The 19307-nt window shown below is 73.2% G+C and carries 15 protein-coding genes and 1 tRNA gene; 4 read left to right on the top strand and 12 right to left on the bottom strand.

All coding sequences use genetic code 11. From position 1 onward, the window contains the following. Positions 1-42: 42 nt before the first annotated feature. A tRNA-Pro gene (locus tag OG509_RS31175) sits at positions 43-119 on the bottom strand. Positions 120-227: 108 nt separating this feature from the next. Between OG509_RS31175 and OG509_RS31170 the strand changes: the two genes are divergently transcribed. Then, positions 228-746, top strand: a complete 519-nt coding sequence (locus OG509_RS31170; RefSeq protein WP_406185939.1) for a DUF309 domain-containing protein — start codon at positions 228-230, stop codon at positions 744-746. Positions 747-777: 31 nt separating this feature from the next. Here the strand turns inward: OG509_RS31170 and OG509_RS31165 are convergent, their stop codons facing one another. The 4 genes from OG509_RS31165 to OG509_RS31150 are packed head-to-tail and all read right to left on the bottom strand — an operon-like array spanning position 778 to position 4056. Then, positions 778-1167, bottom strand: a complete 390-nt coding sequence (locus tag OG509_RS31165; protein ID WP_387282342.1) for a VOC family protein — start codon at positions 1165-1167, stop codon at positions 778-780. A 5-nt stretch (positions 1168-1172) separates the two neighbouring features. Continuing rightward, positions 1173-1814, bottom strand: coding sequence for a lactate utilization protein C (locus OG509_RS31160; protein ID WP_406185938.1), 642 nt, complete (start codon positions 1812-1814; stop codon positions 1173-1175). Continuing rightward, the gene (locus OG509_RS31155; protein ID WP_406185937.1) at positions 1811-3304 is read right to left on the bottom strand and encodes a lactate utilization protein B; all 1494 of its coding nucleotides are present in this window, start codon (positions 3302-3304) and stop codon (positions 1811-1813) included. Before OG509_RS31155 ends, OG509_RS31160 begins: the two co-directional genes overlap by 4 nt. After that, positions 3301-4056, bottom strand: coding sequence for a (Fe-S)-binding protein (locus OG509_RS31150; RefSeq protein WP_406185936.1), 756 nt, complete (start codon positions 4054-4056; stop codon positions 3301-3303). The genes OG509_RS31155 and OG509_RS31150 overlap by 4 nt, the downstream gene beginning before the upstream one ends. A gap of 18 nt (positions 4057-4074) precedes the next feature. On the opposite strand from OG509_RS31150, the gene cobF reads away from it, so the two are divergent. Then, the gene (gene cobF, locus OG509_RS31145; RefSeq protein WP_376014441.1) at positions 4075-4827 is read left to right on the top strand and encodes a precorrin-6A synthase (deacetylating); all 753 of its coding nucleotides are present in this window, start codon (positions 4075-4077) and stop codon (positions 4825-4827) included. 17 nt (positions 4828-4844) lie between these two features. Here the strand turns inward: cobF and OG509_RS31140 are convergent, their stop codons facing one another. The 7 genes from OG509_RS31140 to OG509_RS31110 form a co-directional block, all read right to left on the bottom strand. Beyond that, entirely contained in the window at positions 4845-6005 is a 1161-nt protein-coding gene (locus OG509_RS31140) for an aminotransferase class V-fold PLP-dependent enzyme (RefSeq protein ID WP_406185935.1), read from the bottom strand. Positions 6006-6108: 103 nt separating this feature from the next. Then, a complete protein-coding gene (locus OG509_RS31135) occupies positions 6109-7653 on the bottom strand; it encodes an alpha/beta fold hydrolase (protein ID WP_406187730.1) in 1545 nt (514 codons plus the stop codon). A 78-nt stretch (positions 7654-7731) separates the two neighbouring features. Next, complete coding sequence (locus OG509_RS31130) at positions 7732-9294, bottom strand: alpha/beta fold hydrolase (RefSeq protein WP_406185934.1); 1563 nt, start codon at positions 9292-9294, stop codon at positions 7732-7734. Between the two features lie 78 nt (positions 9295-9372). After that, on the bottom strand, positions 9373-11049 hold the full coding sequence (locus OG509_RS31125) for an endo-1,3-alpha-glucanase family glycosylhydrolase (protein WP_406185933.1): 1677 nt from the start codon (positions 11047-11049) through the stop codon (positions 9373-9375). 80 nt (positions 11050-11129) lie between these two features. Beyond that, a complete protein-coding gene (locus tag OG509_RS31120; RefSeq protein ID WP_406185932.1) occupies positions 11130-12548 on the bottom strand; it encodes a family 2B encapsulin nanocompartment shell protein in 1419 nt (472 codons plus the stop codon). Further along, positions 12545-13873, bottom strand: coding sequence for a family 2 encapsulin nanocompartment cargo protein terpene cyclase (locus tag OG509_RS31115; protein WP_406185931.1), 1329 nt, complete (start codon positions 13871-13873; stop codon positions 12545-12547). The genes OG509_RS31120 and OG509_RS31115 overlap by 4 nt, the downstream gene beginning before the upstream one ends. Positions 13874-13989: 116 nt before the next feature. Continuing rightward, entirely contained in the window at positions 13990-15327 is a 1338-nt protein-coding gene (locus OG509_RS31110) for a hypothetical protein (RefSeq protein WP_406185930.1), read from the bottom strand. 327 nt (positions 15328-15654) lie between these two features. Between OG509_RS31110 and OG509_RS31105 the strand changes: the two genes are divergently transcribed. Beyond that, complete coding sequence (locus OG509_RS31105) at positions 15655-17067, top strand: family 2B encapsulin nanocompartment shell protein (protein ID WP_406185929.1); 1413 nt, start codon at positions 15655-15657, stop codon at positions 17065-17067. A 12-nt stretch (positions 17068-17079) separates the two neighbouring features. Beyond that, positions 17080-19296 (top strand): germacradienol/geosmin synthase, encoded by a 2217-nt coding sequence (locus OG509_RS31100; RefSeq protein ID WP_406185928.1) that lies wholly within the window; start codon positions 17080-17082, stop codon positions 19294-19296. Positions 19297-19307 lie beyond the last annotated feature (11 nt).

Here is a 19307-nt window from a genome sequence, read left to right as displayed (position 1 = left end):
CCTCTCATCAATGAGAGAACGGCCTCCGACCTGCTTATCGCATGGTCGGGACGACAGGATTTGAACCTGCGACCCCTTGACCCCCAGTCAAGTGCGCTACCAAGCTGCGCCACGTCCCGTTGTGCCGTTGAGCTGGGGTTTCCCTCGTCCCGGCGGCACATGCAGAACATTACCCCACGTAGAGGGGTGCGCATGCACGGGTTTCCGGTGGCAGGGAGGATGGCGGGGTGAACGCACGGGATCGGGACGGTGAGGGGCGGGCGCGCAGCGCGCGGCCGCGGGACGGGCTGGGGCGGCCGCTGGCGTACGGGGAGCCAGGCGTGGAGCGGCAGCCCGAGGGGGTCGTACGGACGCCCGCCGAGACGGTGGCCGAGGCGCAGCGGCTGCTGGACGCCGGGATGCCGTTCCATGCGCACGAGGTGTTCGAGGACGCGTGGAAGTCCGGGCCCGAGGCCGAGGCCCCGCTGTGGCGGGCCCTCGCGCAGCTGGCGGTCGGGCTCACGCACGCCGCGCGCGGGAACGCCGTCGGCGGGGCCCGCCTGCTGCGCCGGGGCGCCGAAGCACTCGCCCTGGCCGGGCCGGAGACGGCCTCCGCCCGGGGCGGGGGTCCGTACGGGATCGACGTACCCGGGCTGGTCCGCTGGGCCCGGGAGTTGGCCCTGCGGGTGGACGAGGGGCGGGCGGTCGACGCGGCGGCCCGGGCTCCGCGGCTCGCGTTCCGGCCGGACCGGCCCGGCCCCGCCTGAGGCAGCGGGGCCGGGCCGGACCGGACCGGGCCTACGCGGGCTCCAGAAGGTCCCAGCGGTTGCCGTAGAGGTCCTCGAAGACCGCCACCGAGCCGTACGCCTCGTGGCGCGGCTCCTCCAGGAAGCGGACGCCCTCCGCCGTCATCCGGGTGTGGTCCCGGGCGAAGTCGTCGGTGTAGAGGAAGAAGCCGACCCGGCCGCCCGTCTGGTCGCCGACGCGGGAGCTCTGGGCCTCGTCCTTGGCGCGTGCCAGCAGCAGCGCCGCCTCGGTTGCGCCATCCGGGCGGACCACGACCCAGCGGGAGCCGTCCGGGCGCGCGGTGTCCTCGACGAGGTTGAAGCCGAGGGCGCGGGTGTAGAAGTCGATGGCCTCGTCGTAGTCGTGGACGACGATGACGGTGAGCGCGATGTATGCGGGCATGGCACTCATTCTGCTGGTCCGGTCAGCAGGACCACCTCCAGGGTGCGCGGGCCGTGCACACCCTCCACCCGGTCGAGTTCGATGTCGCTGGTGGCGGAGGGTCCGGAGATCCAGGTCAGCGGCCGCGTCGGGTCCAGCCGGGGAAGGGCCTGCGGGACCGAGTCCACCACCTGGTCCGGGACCCGGACCACGCAGATGTGGTGGTCCGGGATCAGGGTGATGCGGCGCCGGCCCTGCCCGGAGCCGCCGTCGAGGACGATCGTGCCGGTCTCGGCGATCGCCAGGGCGCAGCCGGTCACCACGCCGTCCACCGCGTCCAGTTCGTACGGGGTGGACTCCGTGCGGTCGTGGTGGACGCGGACCGGGTGCGCCGCCGACAGCCAGTACGGAGGCAGGCCGGGCGGGACGAGGACCGTCCGGGCGCCGCGCTCGGCCAGCAGCCGTGCGAGGAGCGGGGCGATCCCGGCGCCGTCCGTGCGGTGCACCTTCGCGCGGTACTCCGCGAGGTTCGCGGCGAGGAGGTCGGCCGTCGCGGCCGGGGTACGGGCGCCGTGGACCCGGAGGTAGTCCCGGGGGACGGCCGGGTCGGAGGCGCCGTCCGCCGTCGCGCGGCGGATCCGGCCCAGGATGCGGTCCCTGCTGCTCATGCCGTCCCTCCCCCTGCTCCCCGCTCCCGCGCCCACCAGTCCCGGAACGGCTCCGCCGGGAGCTCCGGCAGCTCCCGGCTGTCCGTCCACGCCCGCCCGGGCCCCGGCAGCCGGCGCGGCCGCAGCCGCCGGGCCCGGGCCAGCAGCCGCTCCCCCGCGCGCAGCGCGCCCGGGCGGTCCAGGAGCAGCCGGGCGGCCCGCATCGCGGCCCGCTCGGCCGCGTGCCCCCGGGCCGGCAGGATCCGTACGCGGATGCCCTCGCGGGTCACCGGGCCGCCCTGGGCCACCCTCTCGCGCAGGTGGACCAGGACCTCCGGGATGTCGATGGCGACCGGGCAGACCTCGTAGCAGGCCCCGCACAGGGTGGAGGCGTACGGCAGCGAGGCGTCGATCTCACTGCCGGTGCCCCGTAGTTGGGGGCTGAGGATGGCGCCGATCGGACCGGGGTAGACGGAGCCGTACGCGTGGCCGCCGGCGCGTTCGTAGACCGGGCAGACGTTGAGGCAGGCGGAGCAGCGGATGCAGCGCAGGGCCTGGCGGCCGACCGGGTCGGCGAGGGTGTCGGTGCGGCCGTTGTCGAGCAGGACGAGGTGGAAGGCGGAGGGGCCGTCGCCGGCCGCCCCTTTCGATGGGCCCAGCCCGGTCCACATCGTCGTGTACGGGTTCATCCGCTCGGCCGTGGAGGAGCGCGGCAGCGTCTGGAGGAAGATCTCCAGGTCCCGGAAGGTGGGGACCACCTTCTCGATGCCCACCACCGAGATCAGGGTTTCGGGCAGCGTCAGGCACATGCGGCCGTTGCCCTCGGACTCGAAGACGACCATCGTGCCCGTCTCGGCGACCATGAAGTTGGCTCCGGAGACCCCGACCTTGGCGCGCAGGAACTTCTCGCGCAGGTGGAGGCGGGCGGCCTCGGCGAGCTCGCGCGGGTCGTCGCCGAGCCCGTCGGGGGCGGGGCGGCCCCAGTGGCCCATCTCCGCCGCGAAGACGTCCCGGATCTCGGCCCGGTTGCGGTGGATGGCCGGGACCAGGATGTGGGAGGGCCGGTCGTGGCCGAGCTGGACGATGAGCTCGGCCAGGTCCGTCTCGTACGCGGCGATCCCGGCGGCTTCGAGGGCCTCGTTGAGGCCGATCTCCTGGGTGGCCATGGACTTGACCTTGACCACTTCCCGCTCGCCGGTGGCCAGCACCAGCCCGGTGACGATCCGGTTGGCCTCGTCCGCGTCGACGGCCCAGTGGACGGTGCCGCCCGCCGCCGTCACCGACTCCTCCAGCTGGAGCAGGTAGCGGTCGAGGTGGCGCAGGGTGTGGTCCTTGACGGCCTTGCCCGCCGCGCGCAGCCGGTCCCAGTCGGCCAGCTCGGCGACGGCCCGGGCCCGTTTGTCGCGGATCGTGTGGGTGGCGCGGCGCAGGTTGGCGCGCAGCACCGGGTCTGCGACGGCCTCGCGCGCCGCGTCCGGGAAGGCCGGCATCCCCATGAACGTGCCCGTCATCGCAGCGGTTCCTCCTCCGTCGAGGCCAGGATCTCGGCGAGGTGCAGGGCCCGCATCGCGTCTCCCCGGCGGCGCAGGATCCCGTCGAGGTGGGCCAGGCAGGAGTTGTCGGCCCCGCAGAGCACGTCCGCGCCCGTCCCGACCGCGTTGCCGATCTTGTCGGTGCCCATGGCCGCCGACACGTCCGGGTTCTTCACGGCGAAGGTGCCGCCGAAGCCGCAGCACTCCTCGGCTCCGGGCAGCTCGACCAGGTCCAGCCCCTTCACGGCGGCGAGCAGCCGCCGCGGGCGGTCCCCCAGACCGAGCCCCCGCAGGCCGTGGCACGAGGGGTGGTAGGTGACGGTGTGCGGGAAGTACGCGCCCACGTCGGTCACCCCCAGGACGTCCACCAGGAACTCGGTCAGCTCAAGGACGCGCGGTACGAGGTCCTCGGCCAGCGCCGCGAGCTCGGAGCCCCGCCCCTCCTGCTGCGCCTGCCGGCCGATGCGCGGGTAGTGGGTACGGACCATCGCCGCGCAGGAACCCGACGGGGTGACCACGTACGGGTGTCCCGCGAAGGCCTCGGCGGTGCGCCGCAGCAGCGGTTCGCTCTCGCGCCGGTAACCGGTGTTGTACTGCGGCTGCCCGCAGCAGCTCTGGGCCGCCGGGAAGTCCACGCCGACGCCGAGCCGCTCCAGCAGGCGCACGACGGCGATGCCGGTCCGCGGGTACAGCGCGTCGTTGACGCAGGTGACGAACAGGGCGGCACGCATGACGGGCAGAATAGCGGCGTGAAGAAGTTCTCAGTGATCGGCATAGGCGCGGGCGACCCGGACCACCTGACCCTCCAGGCGGTCAAGGCGATCGGCGCGGCGGACGCATTCCTCATCCTGGAGAAGGGGGAGGAGAAGGCGGATCTGACCGGGCTGCGGCGCGCGATGCTCGACGCGCACGCCCGCCCCGGCCACCGGCTGGTGGAGGGCCGCGACCCGGACCGGGACCGGACCCCGGCCGAGTACGCCCCGACCGTGGACGGCTGGCGCAGCGCGCGGGCCGAGATCTTCGAGCGGTTCGTCGCCGAGGACCTGGCGGACGGCGAGACCGGCGCGTTCCTGGTCTGGGGCGACCCCTCGTTGTACGACTCCACCCTCGCCATCCTCGACGAGGTGCTGGAGCGGGGCCGGGTGGCGTTCGAGCACGAGGTCGTGCCGGGCATCAGCAGCGTCTCCGCGCTGCTGGCCCGGCACCGGACCAACCTGAACCGGGTGGGCCGGCCGGTCCAGATCACCACCGGGCGGCGGCTGGCCGAGGGCTGGCCGCAGGACGTGGACGACGTGGTGGTGATGCTGGACGCGCGGCACGCCTTCACGGCCCACCTCGACCAGGACCTCTTCATCTACTGGGGGGCCTACGTCGGCACCCCGGACGAGATCCTGGTCTCGGGGAAGCTGGCGGAGGTCGCCGGCCGGATCGAGGAGCTCCGGACCGAGGCCCGCGCCCGCAAGGGCTGGATCATGGACACGTACCTGCTCCGGCGCGGCTAGACACGGCCCGAGCCCGCTCAGCCCAGCAGGGCCGGGAGTCCGGCGGCGAGGCGTTCGTACTCCTCGGGCCGGTTGTAGACCTGCCCGCAGATGCGGATGCCGCCGCCGCCCGGCCACGCCCAGACCAGCACCCGGATGCCCAGATCCGCCGCGATCCGCTCGCGCAGGGCCCGCGCACCCTCCTGGGTCTCGGCGGTGCCGGCCGGCAGCCGCAGGGCGCGCATGGCCAGCCCCTCGGTGTACGGGAGCGGGGTGAGCCCGGGGATCTCGGCGAGCAGGGCCGCGCCGTGGGCGACGAGGGCGGCGTTGTGGGCCCGTACCTTCGCGGCGTCGAGCCGGTCGAGGAGGTCCAGGCCCTCGGGGGCGGCGAGCCAGCCGGTGTAGTCGGCGGTGGCCCGGTTCTCGACGGAGCGGGGGAACCCGTGCGCGTCCTCCCAGGAGGGGACCAGCGCCCGGACCCGGCCGCGGTGGACGGGGGCGACGGCGAGGACGGCGCTGCCGGAGGGGGCGTACCCCCATTTGTGCAGGTTGCCGAACCAGAAGTCGGCGCCCCCGACGAGCGGGTCCGCGACCATGCCCGGGGCGTGCGCCCCGTCCACGAGGGTGGTGATCCCGCGGGCGGCGAGGTCGGCGAGCAGCCGGGGCGAGGCGATGAGCCGGGCCGTGGGCGAGCTGATGTGGTCGAGCACCACCACCCTGGTACGGGGCGTCAGCCCGGCCAGCACGGTCTCGCGTACGGCGTCCTCGTCGGGCAGGTACGGATCCAGGGCGACGGTGGTGATCGGGGCGCGGCGGGCGGCGGCCGCGACGACGGTGCCGTATCCGTGGTCGGTGACCAGGATCTCGTCGCCGTCGGCGAAGGGGACGGCGTCGAGCGCGAGGTTGGCGCCCTCGGTGGCGTTGGCGATGAAGGCGATGCCGTCGGGGTCGGCGCCGAGGTGCCGGGCGACACGGGCCCGCGCTCCGGCGATCCGGTCGGGGGCGTCGATGAAGAAGGCGTCGGGATCGGCGTGCGCCTCCTCGCGCAAGGCGGCCTGGGCCTCCTGTACGGGGACCGGCACGGCGCCGAACGACCCGTGGTTCAGGTGGGAGACGGCGGGATCGAGCCGGAAGAGGGCCCTCCCGCCGGGGAACTCGGCGGGGAGCCCGGCGGGGCGTATCGGCGTCGGCTGGTTCATGGGACCTCCGGGGTGCGGCGCGGCAGTCCCCCGCATCATCGCTCCCCGCGCCGCCCCGGCCCAGTGGGCCCCCGGTCAGCCGCCCGTGCCGGTTTCGCCGCGGTCAGGGCCCGATCTCGAACTGCGGGGGCTTGAGGCTGCTCAGGCATGCGGTCTTCGGCGCGGCCGGATCGTCGAAGAACGAGACGGCGATCTCCTGGGCGCACTTCGAGGTGGCGAAGACCACGTGCGGCTCGTACGGGACCGTGACGACCTTGGCCTTGCCCAGCGTACGGGCGACGTACGGCCCGTTGTCCGCCCCGGTCTGGGAGTCGAAGCCGCCCGACAGGGCGAGGGTCGGGATGTCGCCGCGCGTGGCGTCCCGGATGGAGGGCGGGGCCGCGGAGACGTTCCAGACGGCGCAGTCCGGACGGAGGAAGGTCAGCTGCGGAGCCTGGGCCTGTACCGAGCGGGGGAAGGTCGGGAAGGCGTCCTGCCCGCCCTTGAGCGCTTCGGCCTGGCTCTCGTACGGTGTCCACTCGCTGCAGAAGACGCCGTAGACGAGCCCGTGCGCGACCCTTCCGACGGCCTGGGGGCTGAGCTTGCCGCCCGCCCACTGCTGGGCGATCCGCTGCGGCTTGCCGTGCGCCAGTTCGTCGAGGGCGCGGGGCACCTGGGGCGCGACGTGGGTGGCGGAGGTCATCCAGTTCACCAAGGCTCCGCCGTCCAGTACGACCTTCACCGGCTTGTCGCTGCCGGGGAGCGTGACGGTGGTGGTGACCGGCTTGGCTTCGAGTTGGCGGACGAGCCGGTCGAAGGTGGCCGACAGGTTCGGATAGCGCTTGTTGCACGCCGGCTGCTCCGCGCAGGCCTTGAACAGGCCGTCGAATCCCTGCCTGGCGCTGCTCCAGGTCGCCGCCGAGCCGGCCCTGGAGGGCGGCAGGATGCCGTCGATGCCCACCGAGCGCAGCCCCTTCGGGTGCAGGCGCATGTAGACCAGCGCGAGGTGGGTGCCGTAGGAGATCCCGTACAGGTTCCACTGCTTGATGCCCAGTGCGGCGCGCAGGTCCTCGTAGTCGGCGGCGCTCTCGGTGTCGTTGTAGGCGCCGAGGTCGATCCCGCGGGCCGCCAGTTGGTCACGGCAGGCCTTCGTGGCCTCGACGTGCAGGCGTTCGGTGGACGGAGCGTCGTAGACGAGTCCGACGGCGCGTGCGTTGAACTCGTCGATGTTGGGGCAGAGGGCCGTCGGGTCGGCCGAGTAGGTACCGCGCTGGGACATGAAGATCACGTCACGGTCGCGGTTGAGGCCGCCGTCGATCGCCATCTTCGCCTCGCCCACGGCGTCGTCGCCGGGTCCGCCCGCGAGCCACACGATGGGGTCGGGCTTCGGCTTGTCGGTGGCGGCGGGCACGATCGCGACACCGAGTCTGATCGTCCGGCCGCCGGGCTCGGCACGGTTCTCGGGCACCGTGAGCGTTCCGCAGCGGGCCCCTTCGAGCGCCTCGATCGGTTCCGGCGTCTTCGGGCAGGGGCCCGGTTCGAAGCGGGCGTCACCCACCGTCCGGGCGGCCGTGCCGATCGGCGCTTCGGGGCCGGTACTGGTATCGGTGCGGGAGCGCGCCTGAGCGGGCGCCACGAGCAGACCGGTGACGAGGAGACCGGTCGCCATGCCCGCCGACGCGGCCCGCAGTCGTCGTACGGTGCGGTCACGACGGGGCGCTTGCTGACGTGTCATCGGGCCTCCCGGTCACTTCGGGACGATCGTGAACGGTTCGGGCCGCACATCGTCCACGCAAGCGGTGTCGGGCGCGGTCGGCCGGGCGAGGAACGAGGCCAGCACGCGCTGCGCACAAGGTGACTGCGGGACCACCCAGTGGCCGATTCCGGGGACCTGAACGGCAGTCGAGCGGGACAGGTCGCGGGCCACGCCCTTCGCCCAGCTCGCCCCGGTCTTCACGTCGAACGTGCCGGAGACGACGAGTGCCGGCACCGAGCTGAACGTGGGTACCCGATGGACGGACGCGCGGTCCGGAACGTTCCAGATCCCGCACACCGGGTACTGGAAGGGCAGTTGCGGCACCTGGGCCAGGACCGTGTCCGGCCATCCGGGGAAGGCCTTGCGCCCGGCCTTCAGCACGTCGGATTCCGAGTACCCCGGAGCCCACTCGCTGCACGCGACCGAGTTCGTCAGACCGTGTGCGAAGTCGCCGACCTTCTGGACCGAGCCGGCCGCGCGGGCCTGCGCGAAGCGCTCCGGGTTCCCGCGGCTGAGTTCGTCGAGCGCCGCCGGGATGTCCTTGGGCCGGGGGGTGAGGGCGACGATCAGGTTCAGCAGCGCGCCCCCGTCGAGAACGGTCTTGACCGGCTTTCCGCCGTTCGGCGGCGTGACGTTCAGTGTCAGGGGGTGGGCCTCCAGCTTGCGCACCTGCTCCGTCAGGAGACGGGGGAGGTCCGGGTACCGGTCCTTGCAGGCGGGCTGCGCCGCGCACGCCTCGAAGATATTGTGGATCCCCTCGGCGGCGCTGGACCATCCCCACGGCAGGGTCATGATCTGGGGAGGTGCGATCGAGTCGATCGCCACCGCCCGGATTCCCTCGGGGTGCAGCCGCAGGTACGTGAGGGCCAGGTTGCTGCCGTAGGAGTAGCCGTAGACGTTCCACCGCGGGATGCCCAGCGCGCCCCGCAGGTCGGCGAAGTCCGCGGCGTTCTCGGTGCTGTTGTAGGCGCTCAGATCGACGCCTTCGGCCGTCAGGCGGGCCCGGCAGTCCTTCACCGCCTTCAGCAGGATCTGCTCCGCCTGCTTCGCGTCATATCCCAGGCCCACGGCCTGCGCGTTGAACCGGTCGACCTCCGGGCAGGCGAGGTTCGGCTTGTCGTAGAGGTTGCCGCGCTGGGCCATGATGATCAGTTCGCGGTCCTTGTTCAGGCCGGAGTCGATCAGGAACGGGATGTCGTCGAACGTGTCGGCACCCGGGCCGCCCGCCATGAACACCACGGGGTCCTGTGCCGGCTTCGCCGACTTGACGGCCGGAATGACCGCCACGGCCAGTTTGATGGTCCGGCCGCCGGGGCGGGAGCGGTTCTCGGGGACCTCCAGGTAGCCGCACCGCGCGCCGCTCAATGCCTCGATCGGCTCGGGCGTCTTCGGGCAGGGGCCGGGCACGAACCGCGGCGCGGCGCTCGGGCCGGGCCCGGTGGACGGGGCCTGTGGCGACGCGGCGGCGCTGCTCTGTGTCGTGCCGATCGCCGCCAGGCAGACCAGACCCGCCGCGGCGGCCGCGCTGAAACGGTGCAAACGGTGCTTGGCCATGTGCTCTCGTTCCTGTACCGCCCCTTCTTGGACGGTACCGGCCGGTGCTCGGCCGCGCACACGCTGGGAGAGCGGGCCTCAGTCCCGCCCGCTGGTGACGGCGTAATACTGCAGGTCCTGGACCTGCACCGTGCGGTCCGCCGCGTAGGGCAGTTTCACCTCCGCGGCGGCCTTCCCGTCGCGTACCACCGCCGCGAAGCTGGTGCCCGGGCGCAGCGGGAGCAGTTCGCAGTGGATGCCGGCCGGGGCCTCGTGGGTGTCCTCGGCCGCGCCCACCACCGTACGGACGGTCGCCGGGGCCGTGAGGAAGCTGAGCACCTCCACCGTGTCGCGGGGCGCGGCGCTGCCCTTGCGCAGGGACATCACCAGCGACTGGGCGCCGGTGGGGTCCGCGCCGGCGAACTGGGTGCGGGCGGAGACGTACAGCGTGTCGCGGACGATCTTCGGCCAGCTGCCCGTCTTGAACTTGGTCAGGTAGTACGAGGAGAGGTCCAGGTAGGCGTGGCCGTTGTGCAGCGAGGGCGCGAACTGGCTGCCCTCGGAGTAGTCGTTCCAGGTCGTGAGCTGCACCCAGTCGGCGCCGTCGTCGATGGCGTGCGTCCAGGTGGAGCGCAGGGTGGCGGTGTTGCCGGCCTCGTCGTAGACGCCCTGGTTGGGGCGGGCGTCCTGGACCGACACGGGCTGCATCCAGATCTTGCCCATGCCGTGGGCCCGCTGCACGTCGCGGGTGGCGCTCTCCTGGCCGACGTAGCTGCGGCTGCCCCACTCGGAGAAGCCGTGACTGATCGGCGCGAACCGTGCGTTGTTGGCGTCGAAGTCGAGGAACGTCGGGACGAAGGCGGTGCTGATGCCGTGCCGGGTCCTGAGGAGGTCGAGGACCTGCGTCCACCAGGCGACGCTCTTGGCCTCGGCCTTGAAGGGGGAGACGACGAGCCGGCCGTCGCCGAGGCGGTGCGCGGCGGGGGCCTTGCCCAGGGCCGCGACGGCGTCGGCGAGCACGCCGGGGTCATCGGTGTTCAGCGAGGTCATGTCCGGCATCAGCATGATCTTGAAGGCGGGGTCGACGGTGTGGGCGGCCTCCATCAGGAGCTGGGCGCGGTCCCGGTTCTGCCCGGACAGGGACAGCATGTCGAGGGTGAACCCGTCGAGGCCCGCGGCGCGGGCGGTGCGCACCTCCTGCTCCAGGTTGGCGAGTTCCCAGTTGCCGCCCCGGGGCTGGACGGGCAGCGGCCGGTCGCGCAGCAGGCCGCCGTACCGCTCGTGCTTGCCGTTCTCCCCGGCCGGGTTCAGGTAGTTGCGGGTGTAGTAGTCGGCGTCGGCGCTCGCGTTGTCCAGCGAGAGGGGGTACGGGGTGAAGTAGTGCGCGAACACCAGCTTCCTGCCCGCGCCGCCGGTGCGCAGGGCGGCCGGCCCGGGCAGGTCGAACGGCAGGGCTCCGGCGGGCCGCCCGCCTACGGCCTCCCCGGCGCCCGGGGCGCTGCCGGTGCCCTGGTCCGTGCCGCCCGGGCTCCGGCCGGGTGCGGTCGGGGCCTGGCCGGTGGCGCCGGGTGCCGGGCCCCCCGTACCCGTGTCGGGCCCGGCGGCCCAGGGCGTGCCGATGGCGGGAGCGGACGCGGCGTCTTGGCGGGCGTCGGCCGTGAACGGGTCCCAGGCGATGCCGGCGGCGGTGCAGACGCCGACGAGCAGGAAGGCGGCGGCAAGCAGAGTCAGCAGCGGCCGGCCCCGGAAGCCCGGACGGCGGCGGTGTGAACTCATCGTGGGTGCCCTCCCCTGCACGGCGCCCCGGGTACGGGACTGCAGAGCAGTACAGCCGATCGGCGGCTCCCGGACAACCGTCAGGAGCGGGGGGCCGCGATGTCCACGTTCTCCAGGATCCCGAGGGCGTCGGGGACGAGGACGGCCGCCGAGTAGTAGGCGCTGACCAGGTAGGACATGATCGAGCGCTGGTCGATGCCCATGTAGCGGACGTTCAGGCCGGGTTCGTACTCCTCGGGGATCGCGGTCGGGCGCAGGCCGATGACGCCCTCCTGCTCCTCACCGGTGCGCAGCGCGAGGATCGAGCTGGTGTGGCCGCCGACGACCGGGATCTTGCCGCAGGGCAGCAGCGGGATCCCGCGCCAGGCGGGCACGGACTTGCCCTGCACCTCGACGTTGCCGAGGATCAGCCCGCGCTTGTTGCACTCGCGGAAGAAGGCGGCGATGGCCTTGGGGTGGGCGAGCAGCACCTTCGTGCCGCGGCGCATGGTGACCAGCTCGTCGAGGTCGTCGGGGGTCGGCGGCCCGGACCAGGTGTTGACGCGCTGGTCGTACGCGGCGTTGTGGAGCAGCCCGAACTCCCGGTTGTTGACCAGCTCCCACTCCTGGCGCTCGCGCAACGCCTCGATGGTCAGCCGCAGTTGCTGCTCGAACTGGTTCATCGGGTCGTTGTAGAGGTCGGCGACGCGGGTGTGGATCTGCAGGACGGTCTGGGCGAGGGAGAGTTCGTACTCGCGCGGGCTGAGGTCGTAGTCGACGAAGGTGGCGGGGAGCAGGGCCTCGCCCGCGTGGCCGGAGGCGAGCTCGATGTCGGCCTCGCCGCGCCGGTTGACCGGGCGGCGGCCGCTCTCCACGTACTGTTCGAGGTGGGTGCGCAGGGCGGCGGAGCGCTCCAGGACCTCCTGGATGGCGCGCCAGCGCAGCACCATCACGGTGCCGGCGGTCGCGGCCCGTACGGAGTAGTCCCAGCGCGGTTCGGGACGGCCGAGGGCGTCGTCGCCGAGCTGGTCGCCGTCGGCGACGACGCCGAGGACGTCGATCGCCCCGTACTTGCCCTGGGCCCGCTTCTCCAGGCGGCCGTGGGCGATGATGAAGACCTCCTCCACGGGCGCGCCCTCCTCGACGAGGGTGTCGCCGGCGCGCAGGTCGCGTTTGACGAACCGCGCGGCGAGGTCGGCGAAGACCTCCTGGTCCGGGAAGCCCTTGAGGGTGGGGAGTTCGCTCAGGGTGGGGGCGAGGATCCGTACGTCGTCGGCGCCGGTCTGGACGAAGGAGACCCTGCCCCGGCCCACGGCGTGGCTCAGGCGCCGGTTGACGCGGTAGGTGCCGGCGCTGACGTCGACCCAGGGCAGGACGCGCGTCAGCCAGCGGGAGCTGATGCCCTGCATCTGGGGCACGGACTTGGTGGTGGTCGCGAGGTTACGGGCGGCCGCGGTGCTGAGGGCGGCCTGCCGGGCCGCCGCTTCGGCCTCGGGGGTGGGGGCTTCGGGGGTGGTCATGCCGTGGTCCCTCCGTGGGTCGGGCCGGGTGTCCGGGTGCTGTCCAGGGCCGTGGCCCGGCCGGCCGGGTTGTAGCGGGCGCTGGTGCGGTGCCATTCGAGGTTTCCGCCGAGCCAGGCCCATACGTCGGCCAGGAAGCGGACCAGCGGCGGGAATCCGGCCGCGGCGAGGAGGGCCGACTCCTCCTCGAAGGCGTGGACGAGCTCGTCGTGGAGGTCGGCGGAGCGGCGCACCGCCTCGGCGCGCGAGCAGCCCTCCTCGGCCTCGATCAGGGCGGGCAGGTTGTAGTTGACGGCGGCGCTCTCGTCTTCGCGGTGCATGGAGTAGAGGTCGTTGACGATGACGCTGGCGGAGGCGGCCTTGAGGACCGCGCCCCGCACGCGCGGGTCGGCGTACGCCTCGACGGGGAGCTCGTAGCCGCCGGCCGGGTCGAGCATGACCATCGTGGGCATGAAGCTGTTGTCCTGGCGGACGGCGAGGAACTCCCAGACGGGCGGGGTGCGTCCGGAGACCCGCCAGCCCGCCTCGGCGGTGTATCCGGAGAACAGCGCGGCCATCTCGTGCCGGTAGCGGGTGAGCTGGGAGCGGGTGGCGTACCGGGACAGGTGCTCGGTGCCGGAGCGCAGCGCGACGAGGACCGGGTCGGCGCACATGGCCTGCTCCAGCAGGGGTGCGTAGGTGGCCGGGAGGTGGGCCGGGTCGATGGCGGCCAGGGCCTGGGACAGGTGGGTGGCGATCCGGAGGGGGACGGCGCCGGCGCTCTCGTCGTCGCAGTAGTAGTCGTCGGTGGCCCATTGGGCGAGGGTGCATTTGGCGGGGGCGAGCAGCCGGTCCGGGTCCTCGACGTGGGCGTACGTGAGCATGGTGTAGCGGCCCATCGCGAGCGCCCGTACGTCGGCCGGCCGCCCGGCGTAGATCCCGGTCTCCTCGGCCCAGGCGACGAGCCGGTCCTCGACCGCCTCCGCGAGGGCCGGGTCGTCACGCTGCGGGGGCGGGCAGTACAGCTCGGGGACGGCGGGGTTCCCCCGGGAACCGCCGGGCGCCGCGGGGGCGGCCGCCGCAACGGCGGACGGGGTGACCGACGGGCTGTCCGGTACGGAGGCGGGGCGCGGAGCGGGTACGGCCGCCGGGGCCGGGGCCGGGAGGACGGGCCGGATGCGCAGGGTGCTGGTGCCGGGTCCGCCCGGACCCCCGCGCAGCCGGGCCAGCAGCGCCGCACGGGACGGGACGGGAGGGGCCGGTGGAACGGAAGGGTCGGGGGCGCGGGACAGGTCGGACGGGTCGGGCGGGTGGGCGGGGTAGGCAGCGGGCGGATGCTTCTGCATGGCACGACAGTGCGTTGCGGGCCGGGCGTCCCGGTAGCCGTACCGGCGGCGGCCCTGTTGAAAATCCCGCGCGGTTGAAGCTCTGCACGGATGTGCGACGGGAGGTCCCGCTCCCGCTACGTTCCCGCCGCCACCCGCTCCAGCAGCGGCCGTACGACCCCGCTGGCGCGGACCGCCCGCAGCCGCCCCCGCATCCGGCGCAGCGCGTCGGAGACCCGGGCCGATTCCAGCTGCGGTACGACGTCCAGTACCTCGTGCCAGGCGGCGCAGGCCCGCTCCAGGTGCCCTTGGCCCAGGTGGAGTTCGGCGAGCCGGGCCGCGGTGACGGCCCGGGCCCGGCGCTCCGCCGCCGGGCGGTGGCGCAGCGAGGCGCCGAGCGCGGCGATGGCGCCCCGGCCGTCACCCAGCGCGGCCAGCGCCTCCGCCTCCTGGTGGCACAGCGCGGCCTGGTGGTAGTCGCCGATCGGCGCGCTCTGCCCTTCCGAGCGCTCCAACAGCCGCTGCGCGCCGGCCAGATGGGAGACCGCGGCCCGCCGGTCCCCGCAGGCGGCCTCCGCCACCGCCAACTGCCCGGTGACGAAGGCCGCTTGGAGCGTCGGCAGCCGCCCCGCCTCCCGCGCGGCCGCCTGGGCGAGCTCCAGCGCCTGCATGCGGTGGCCGAGGTGGTGGGCCTGCACGCTCATCGCCCGCAGCACGGGTGCGTGGCACTGCGGATCGCCCGCTTCCCGGCCCAGCCGCAGCGCCGCCCGGTAGTAGGCCTGGGCCACCCCGTGCTGGTTGCTGTCGAAGCACAGGAACCCGGCGGTGTAGGCGAGCCGGGAGGTGGCGCCCAGCAGCCGGTGGCGTACGGAGGGCGGCGCGTCGGCGTGCAGCCAGGGGGCGACGGTGGTGGCGAGGTAGGCGGTCAGGGCGGGCCGGGCGAGGCCGCTGCCGAACATCATGTCGGCGTTGCGGAAGACCGGGAGCACCGCCTCGGCGGCCTGTACGTGGTCCTGCCCTATCCGTACCCCGGCGCGCGCGCCCGTCGCCTCCGGACCGGGGTGCTGCCCCTCCGGCGGCCGCCAGGCCGAGGAGTACACGGGAACCTCGCCGAAGGCGCCGACCCCGAAGTCCAGCCCGTTGTCCGGCAGTTGGGCGCCCGTGGCGGGGATGAGGCCGCTACCGCCCGCGGAGCGTTCCCGCCCGCGCGGTGCGGCGGACGGCCGGGCGAGCCCGGTGTCGGCGGCGTCGATCCGGCGCCGGGTGCGCCGGCTCAGGGCCTCGGCAGCGAGGGCGACGACGTGCGCGGGCGGTTTGGTGCCCGCGAGCCAGTGGGAGACGGAGGTCCGGTCGTAGCTCAGGGTGAGGCCGGCCTCGGCTGCGACGCCGTTGACGGCCCGTGCGAAGTCCTGCCCGCTCCAGCGGGCTTCGGTGAGGAGGGTGCGGAGTCGTCCGTTGGGGTCACGCTTCGCCATCCAGAACCGCCCAACTCGTACGTGTGTCCAGCGTTTCAACACGGTCGGAGATTCAACAGGGTGGGACAGGGGCCCGTGTACCCGGTGGGGCCGCCCTGCCTCTAACTAAGACGTGTGCACACGGTGGCCCCCGGTCACACCGCGTGTGCGTGGCGTGCGGGAGCACAGCGGATCACGCACAAGCGGGGCCGCTCCTTCCGATCAACCCCGTGCACGACGAACGCGACCGCCACCGACGCCGCATCCGGAGCCAGGAAGACCGGCCGGCCGAGGAAGGCCGGCCAAGGAAGACCGACCGAGGAAGACCGACCGAGAGGACGTTCCGTCATGTCTGTCGACCCGACGACCGAAGCCGGCGCCGCCGCACCGCAGACCCGCTCCGCCCGCCAGAGCCTCAGTACCGACGCGGCGCGGAACCTGGCCACCACCACCAAGTCCGCCCCGCAGATGCAGGGCATCAGCTCCCGCTGGCTGCTGAAGATCCTGCCGTGGGTCCAGACCAGCGGCGGCACGTACCGCGTCAACCGCACGGTCAGCTACACCCTCGGCGACGGGCGCATCAGCTTCGTCAAGACCGGATCCGAACTGCGGGTCATCCCGCCCATGCTGCGCGAGCTCGGCATGCTGCGGCACTTCCCCGACGACGCCGTCGTCAAGTCGATCGCGGACCGGTTCGTCAAGGAGGAGTTCCGCAAGGGCGACGTGATCGTCCGCCGCGGCGAGCCCGTCGACAAGATCTACCTGATCGCCCACGGCCGCATCGAGCGGCTCGGCGAGAGCGCGTACGGGGAGGAGGCGAGCCTCGGCGTCCTCAGCGACGGCGACCACTTCGGCCACCACCCGCTGCCGGACGCCCGCTGGGAGTTCACCGCCCGGGCCCAGACCGACGTCGTGACCATGACGTACAACCGCGGCAACTGGGACGAGGCGCTGAACCGCTCCCCCGCCCTGCGCCGGCACGCCGAGGCCTACCTGGAGGCGGAGCGGGTCGGCCGCAAGGGCAGCGAGGCCGTGGACCTTTCGGCCGGCCACACCGGCGAGGTCATGCTGCCCGGCACGTACGTCGACTACGACCTGAGCCCCCGCGAGTACGAGCTGAGCGTCGCCCAGACCGTGCTGCGCGTGCACACGCGCGTGGCCGACCTCTACAACCAGCCGATGAACCAGTCGGAGCAGCAGCTGCGCCTGACCATCGAGGCCCTCAAGGAGCGCCAGGAGAGCGAGCTGGTCAACCACCCGGAGTTCGGGCTGCTGCACAACGCCGAGTACGAGCAGCGGATCTACGCCCGCACCGGCCCGCCCACCCCCGACGACATGGACGACCTGCTCAGCCGGCGGCGCGGCTCCCAGTACTTCCTCGCGCACCCGCGCACGATCGCCGCGTTCGGCCGCGAGTGCAGCCGGCGCGGCCTGTACCCGGCCTCCGTCGAGTTCGAGGGGCACATGATGCCCGCCTGGCGGGGGGTGCCGCTGCTGCCCTGCAACAAGATCCCGATCACGAAGGAGCGGACCAGCTCGATCCTCGTCATGCGCACCGGCGAGGACAACGAGGGGGTCATCGGACTCCACCAGCTGGGCCTGCCGGACGAGTACCAGCCGGGGCTGTCCGTCCGCTTCATGAGCATCAACGAGCAGGCGATCGTCTCCTACCTGGTCACCGCCTACTACTCGGCGGCGATCCTGGTTCCCGACGCCGTCGGGGTGCTGGAGAACGTAGAGATCTCGCGCTTCGAGGACTGAGGGCGGCGGCCGATGAGCAGCAACACAGGGAGCGCGCAGCCCTTCGAACTGCCCGAGTTCTACGTCCCGCACCCCGCCCGCCTCAACCCCCACCTGGCCCGCGCCCGCGCCCACGCCCTCGACTGGGCCCGCTCCATGGGCATGCTGGAGGGCTCCGGCGTCTGGGACCGGGCCGACCTGGAGGCCCACGACTACGCGCTGCTGTGCGCCTACACCCATCCCGAATGCGATGCCCCGATGCTCTCGCTGGTCACCGACTGGTACGTGTGGGTGTTCTTCTTCGACGACTGGTTCCTGGAGGTCTTCAAGCGGCGTGGCGACCGGGAGGGCGGGCGCACCGCGCTGGAGCGCCTGGCCCTGTTCATGCCCGACGCCCCACCCGCACACGGGGCGGGGGCGCGCAGCCCCGAGCCCGGCAACCCGGTCGAGGCGGGGCTCGCCGACCTGTGGGCCCGTACCGTCCCCGGGCATTCGCCGGACTGGATCGCCCGTTTCTCCCTCAGCACCCGCAATCTCCTCGTGGAGTCCCTGTGGGAGCTCGACAACATCAGCATCGGCCGGGTCGCCAATCCGGTCGAGTACGTGGAACAGCGCCGCAAGGTCGGCGGGGCACCCTGGTCTGCGGGGCTCATCGAGCACGCGGTGGGCGCCGAGGTACCCGCCGCCGTCTCCGGCGAACGGCCGCTGCGCGTGCTGCGCGACTGTTTCGCGGACTCGGTCCATTTCCGCAACGACCTGTTCAGTTACGAGCGCGAGGTCGGCCAGGAGGGCGAACTCAGCAACGGGGTGCTGGTGCTGGAGACGTTCTTCGGGTGCACCACCCAGGAGGCGGCCGACCAGCTGAACCGGCTCCTGACCTCCCGGCTCCAGCAGTTCGAGCACACCTTCTTCGCCGAGCTGCCCCCGATGTTCGTACGGACCGGCCTGGCCCCGGAGCAGGTCGTCGCGGTGCTCACGTACGCGCGCGGGCTCCAGGACTGGCAGTCCGGCGGCCACGAGTGGCACCTGCGCTCCAGCCGCTACATGAACCGGCGGGCCGGGCTGCCCTCCGGGCCCCCGGGGCTGGGCGGCGCGGCCTCCGCCCTCAAGGCGCTGCTGGGGATCACCGGAGGCGCGGACCGGCGCCGCCGGCACAGCCGCGCCCCGCACCCGGTGGGCCCGTCGGTGATCCCGGAGTTCTACCTGCCGTACGCGAACCGGCTCAACCCGCACCTGGAGGGCGCCCGCGGGCGGCTGGTGGAGTGGAACCGCGCGATGGGGATGTTCGACGAGGGCCTGTGGTGGGAGGAGAAGGCCGTCGACTTCGACTTCGCGCTGTGCTCGGCGGGCATCGACCCGAAGGCCTCGGCCGCCGACCTGGACGTCAGCGCGGCCTGGCTGAGCTGGGGCACGTACGCGGACGACCTCTATCCGCTGCGCTTCGGCGCCACCCGCGACCTGGCCGGGGCCAGCGCCCAGGACGCCCGGCTGCGCGCCCTCATGCCGCTGGAGCCGCAGGCGCCCACCCCTCCCCCGGTGAACGCGATGGAACGGGGGCTCGCCGACGTCTGGCTGCGCACGATCACCCCGATGGCCCCGGCCGGGCGGCGCATGTTCCGGGCGGCGATGGACTCGGTGCTCGACGGCTGGCTGTGGGAGGTGGAGAACCAGGCGGCCCACCGGGTACCCGACCCGGTGGACTACCTGGAGATGCGCCGGGTGACCTTCGGCTCGCCGATGACGGCCTCGCTGGCCCGGATGGCGCACATGGACGTCGTACCGGAGGCCGTGTACGAGAGTGCGGCGATGCAGTCGCTGGAGGCGGCCGCCTTCGACTGCTCGGCACTGATGAACGACGTGTACTCGTACCAGAAGGAGGTGGAGTACGAGGGTGAGCTGCTCAACATGCTGGTCGTGACGGAGACCTTCTTCGGCTGCGACTACCCGACGGCGCTCGGGGTCGTGAACGACCTGATGACCTCGCGGATGAAGCAGTTCGAGCACGTACTGGCCAACGAGTTCCCGGCGATGTACCGGGACTTCGGGCTGGACGCGGCGGCGCGGGCCGCGCTGGACCGGTACGCGGAGGAGCTCAAGCAGTGGATGGCCGGGATCGCCACCTGGCACGCGCAGACCCGGCGCTACCGCGAGGAGGACCTGAAACGGCACCACGCACGGCGGACCGGGGCGGTGGTGGCGGCCATGCCCGGCGCACTGCCCCGGGCTCCGCACCGGGCCTGGTGGGGGTGACGGCGCCCGCG

The sequence above is a fragment of the Streptomyces sp. NBC_01006 genome (assembly GCF_045162725.1).
Taxonomy (GTDB): domain Bacteria; phylum Actinomycetota; class Actinomycetes; order Streptomycetales; family Streptomycetaceae; genus Streptomyces.
The sequence above is the reverse complement of the archived record's forward strand: the minus strand, read 5'-3'. Positions and strand labels throughout refer to the sequence as shown.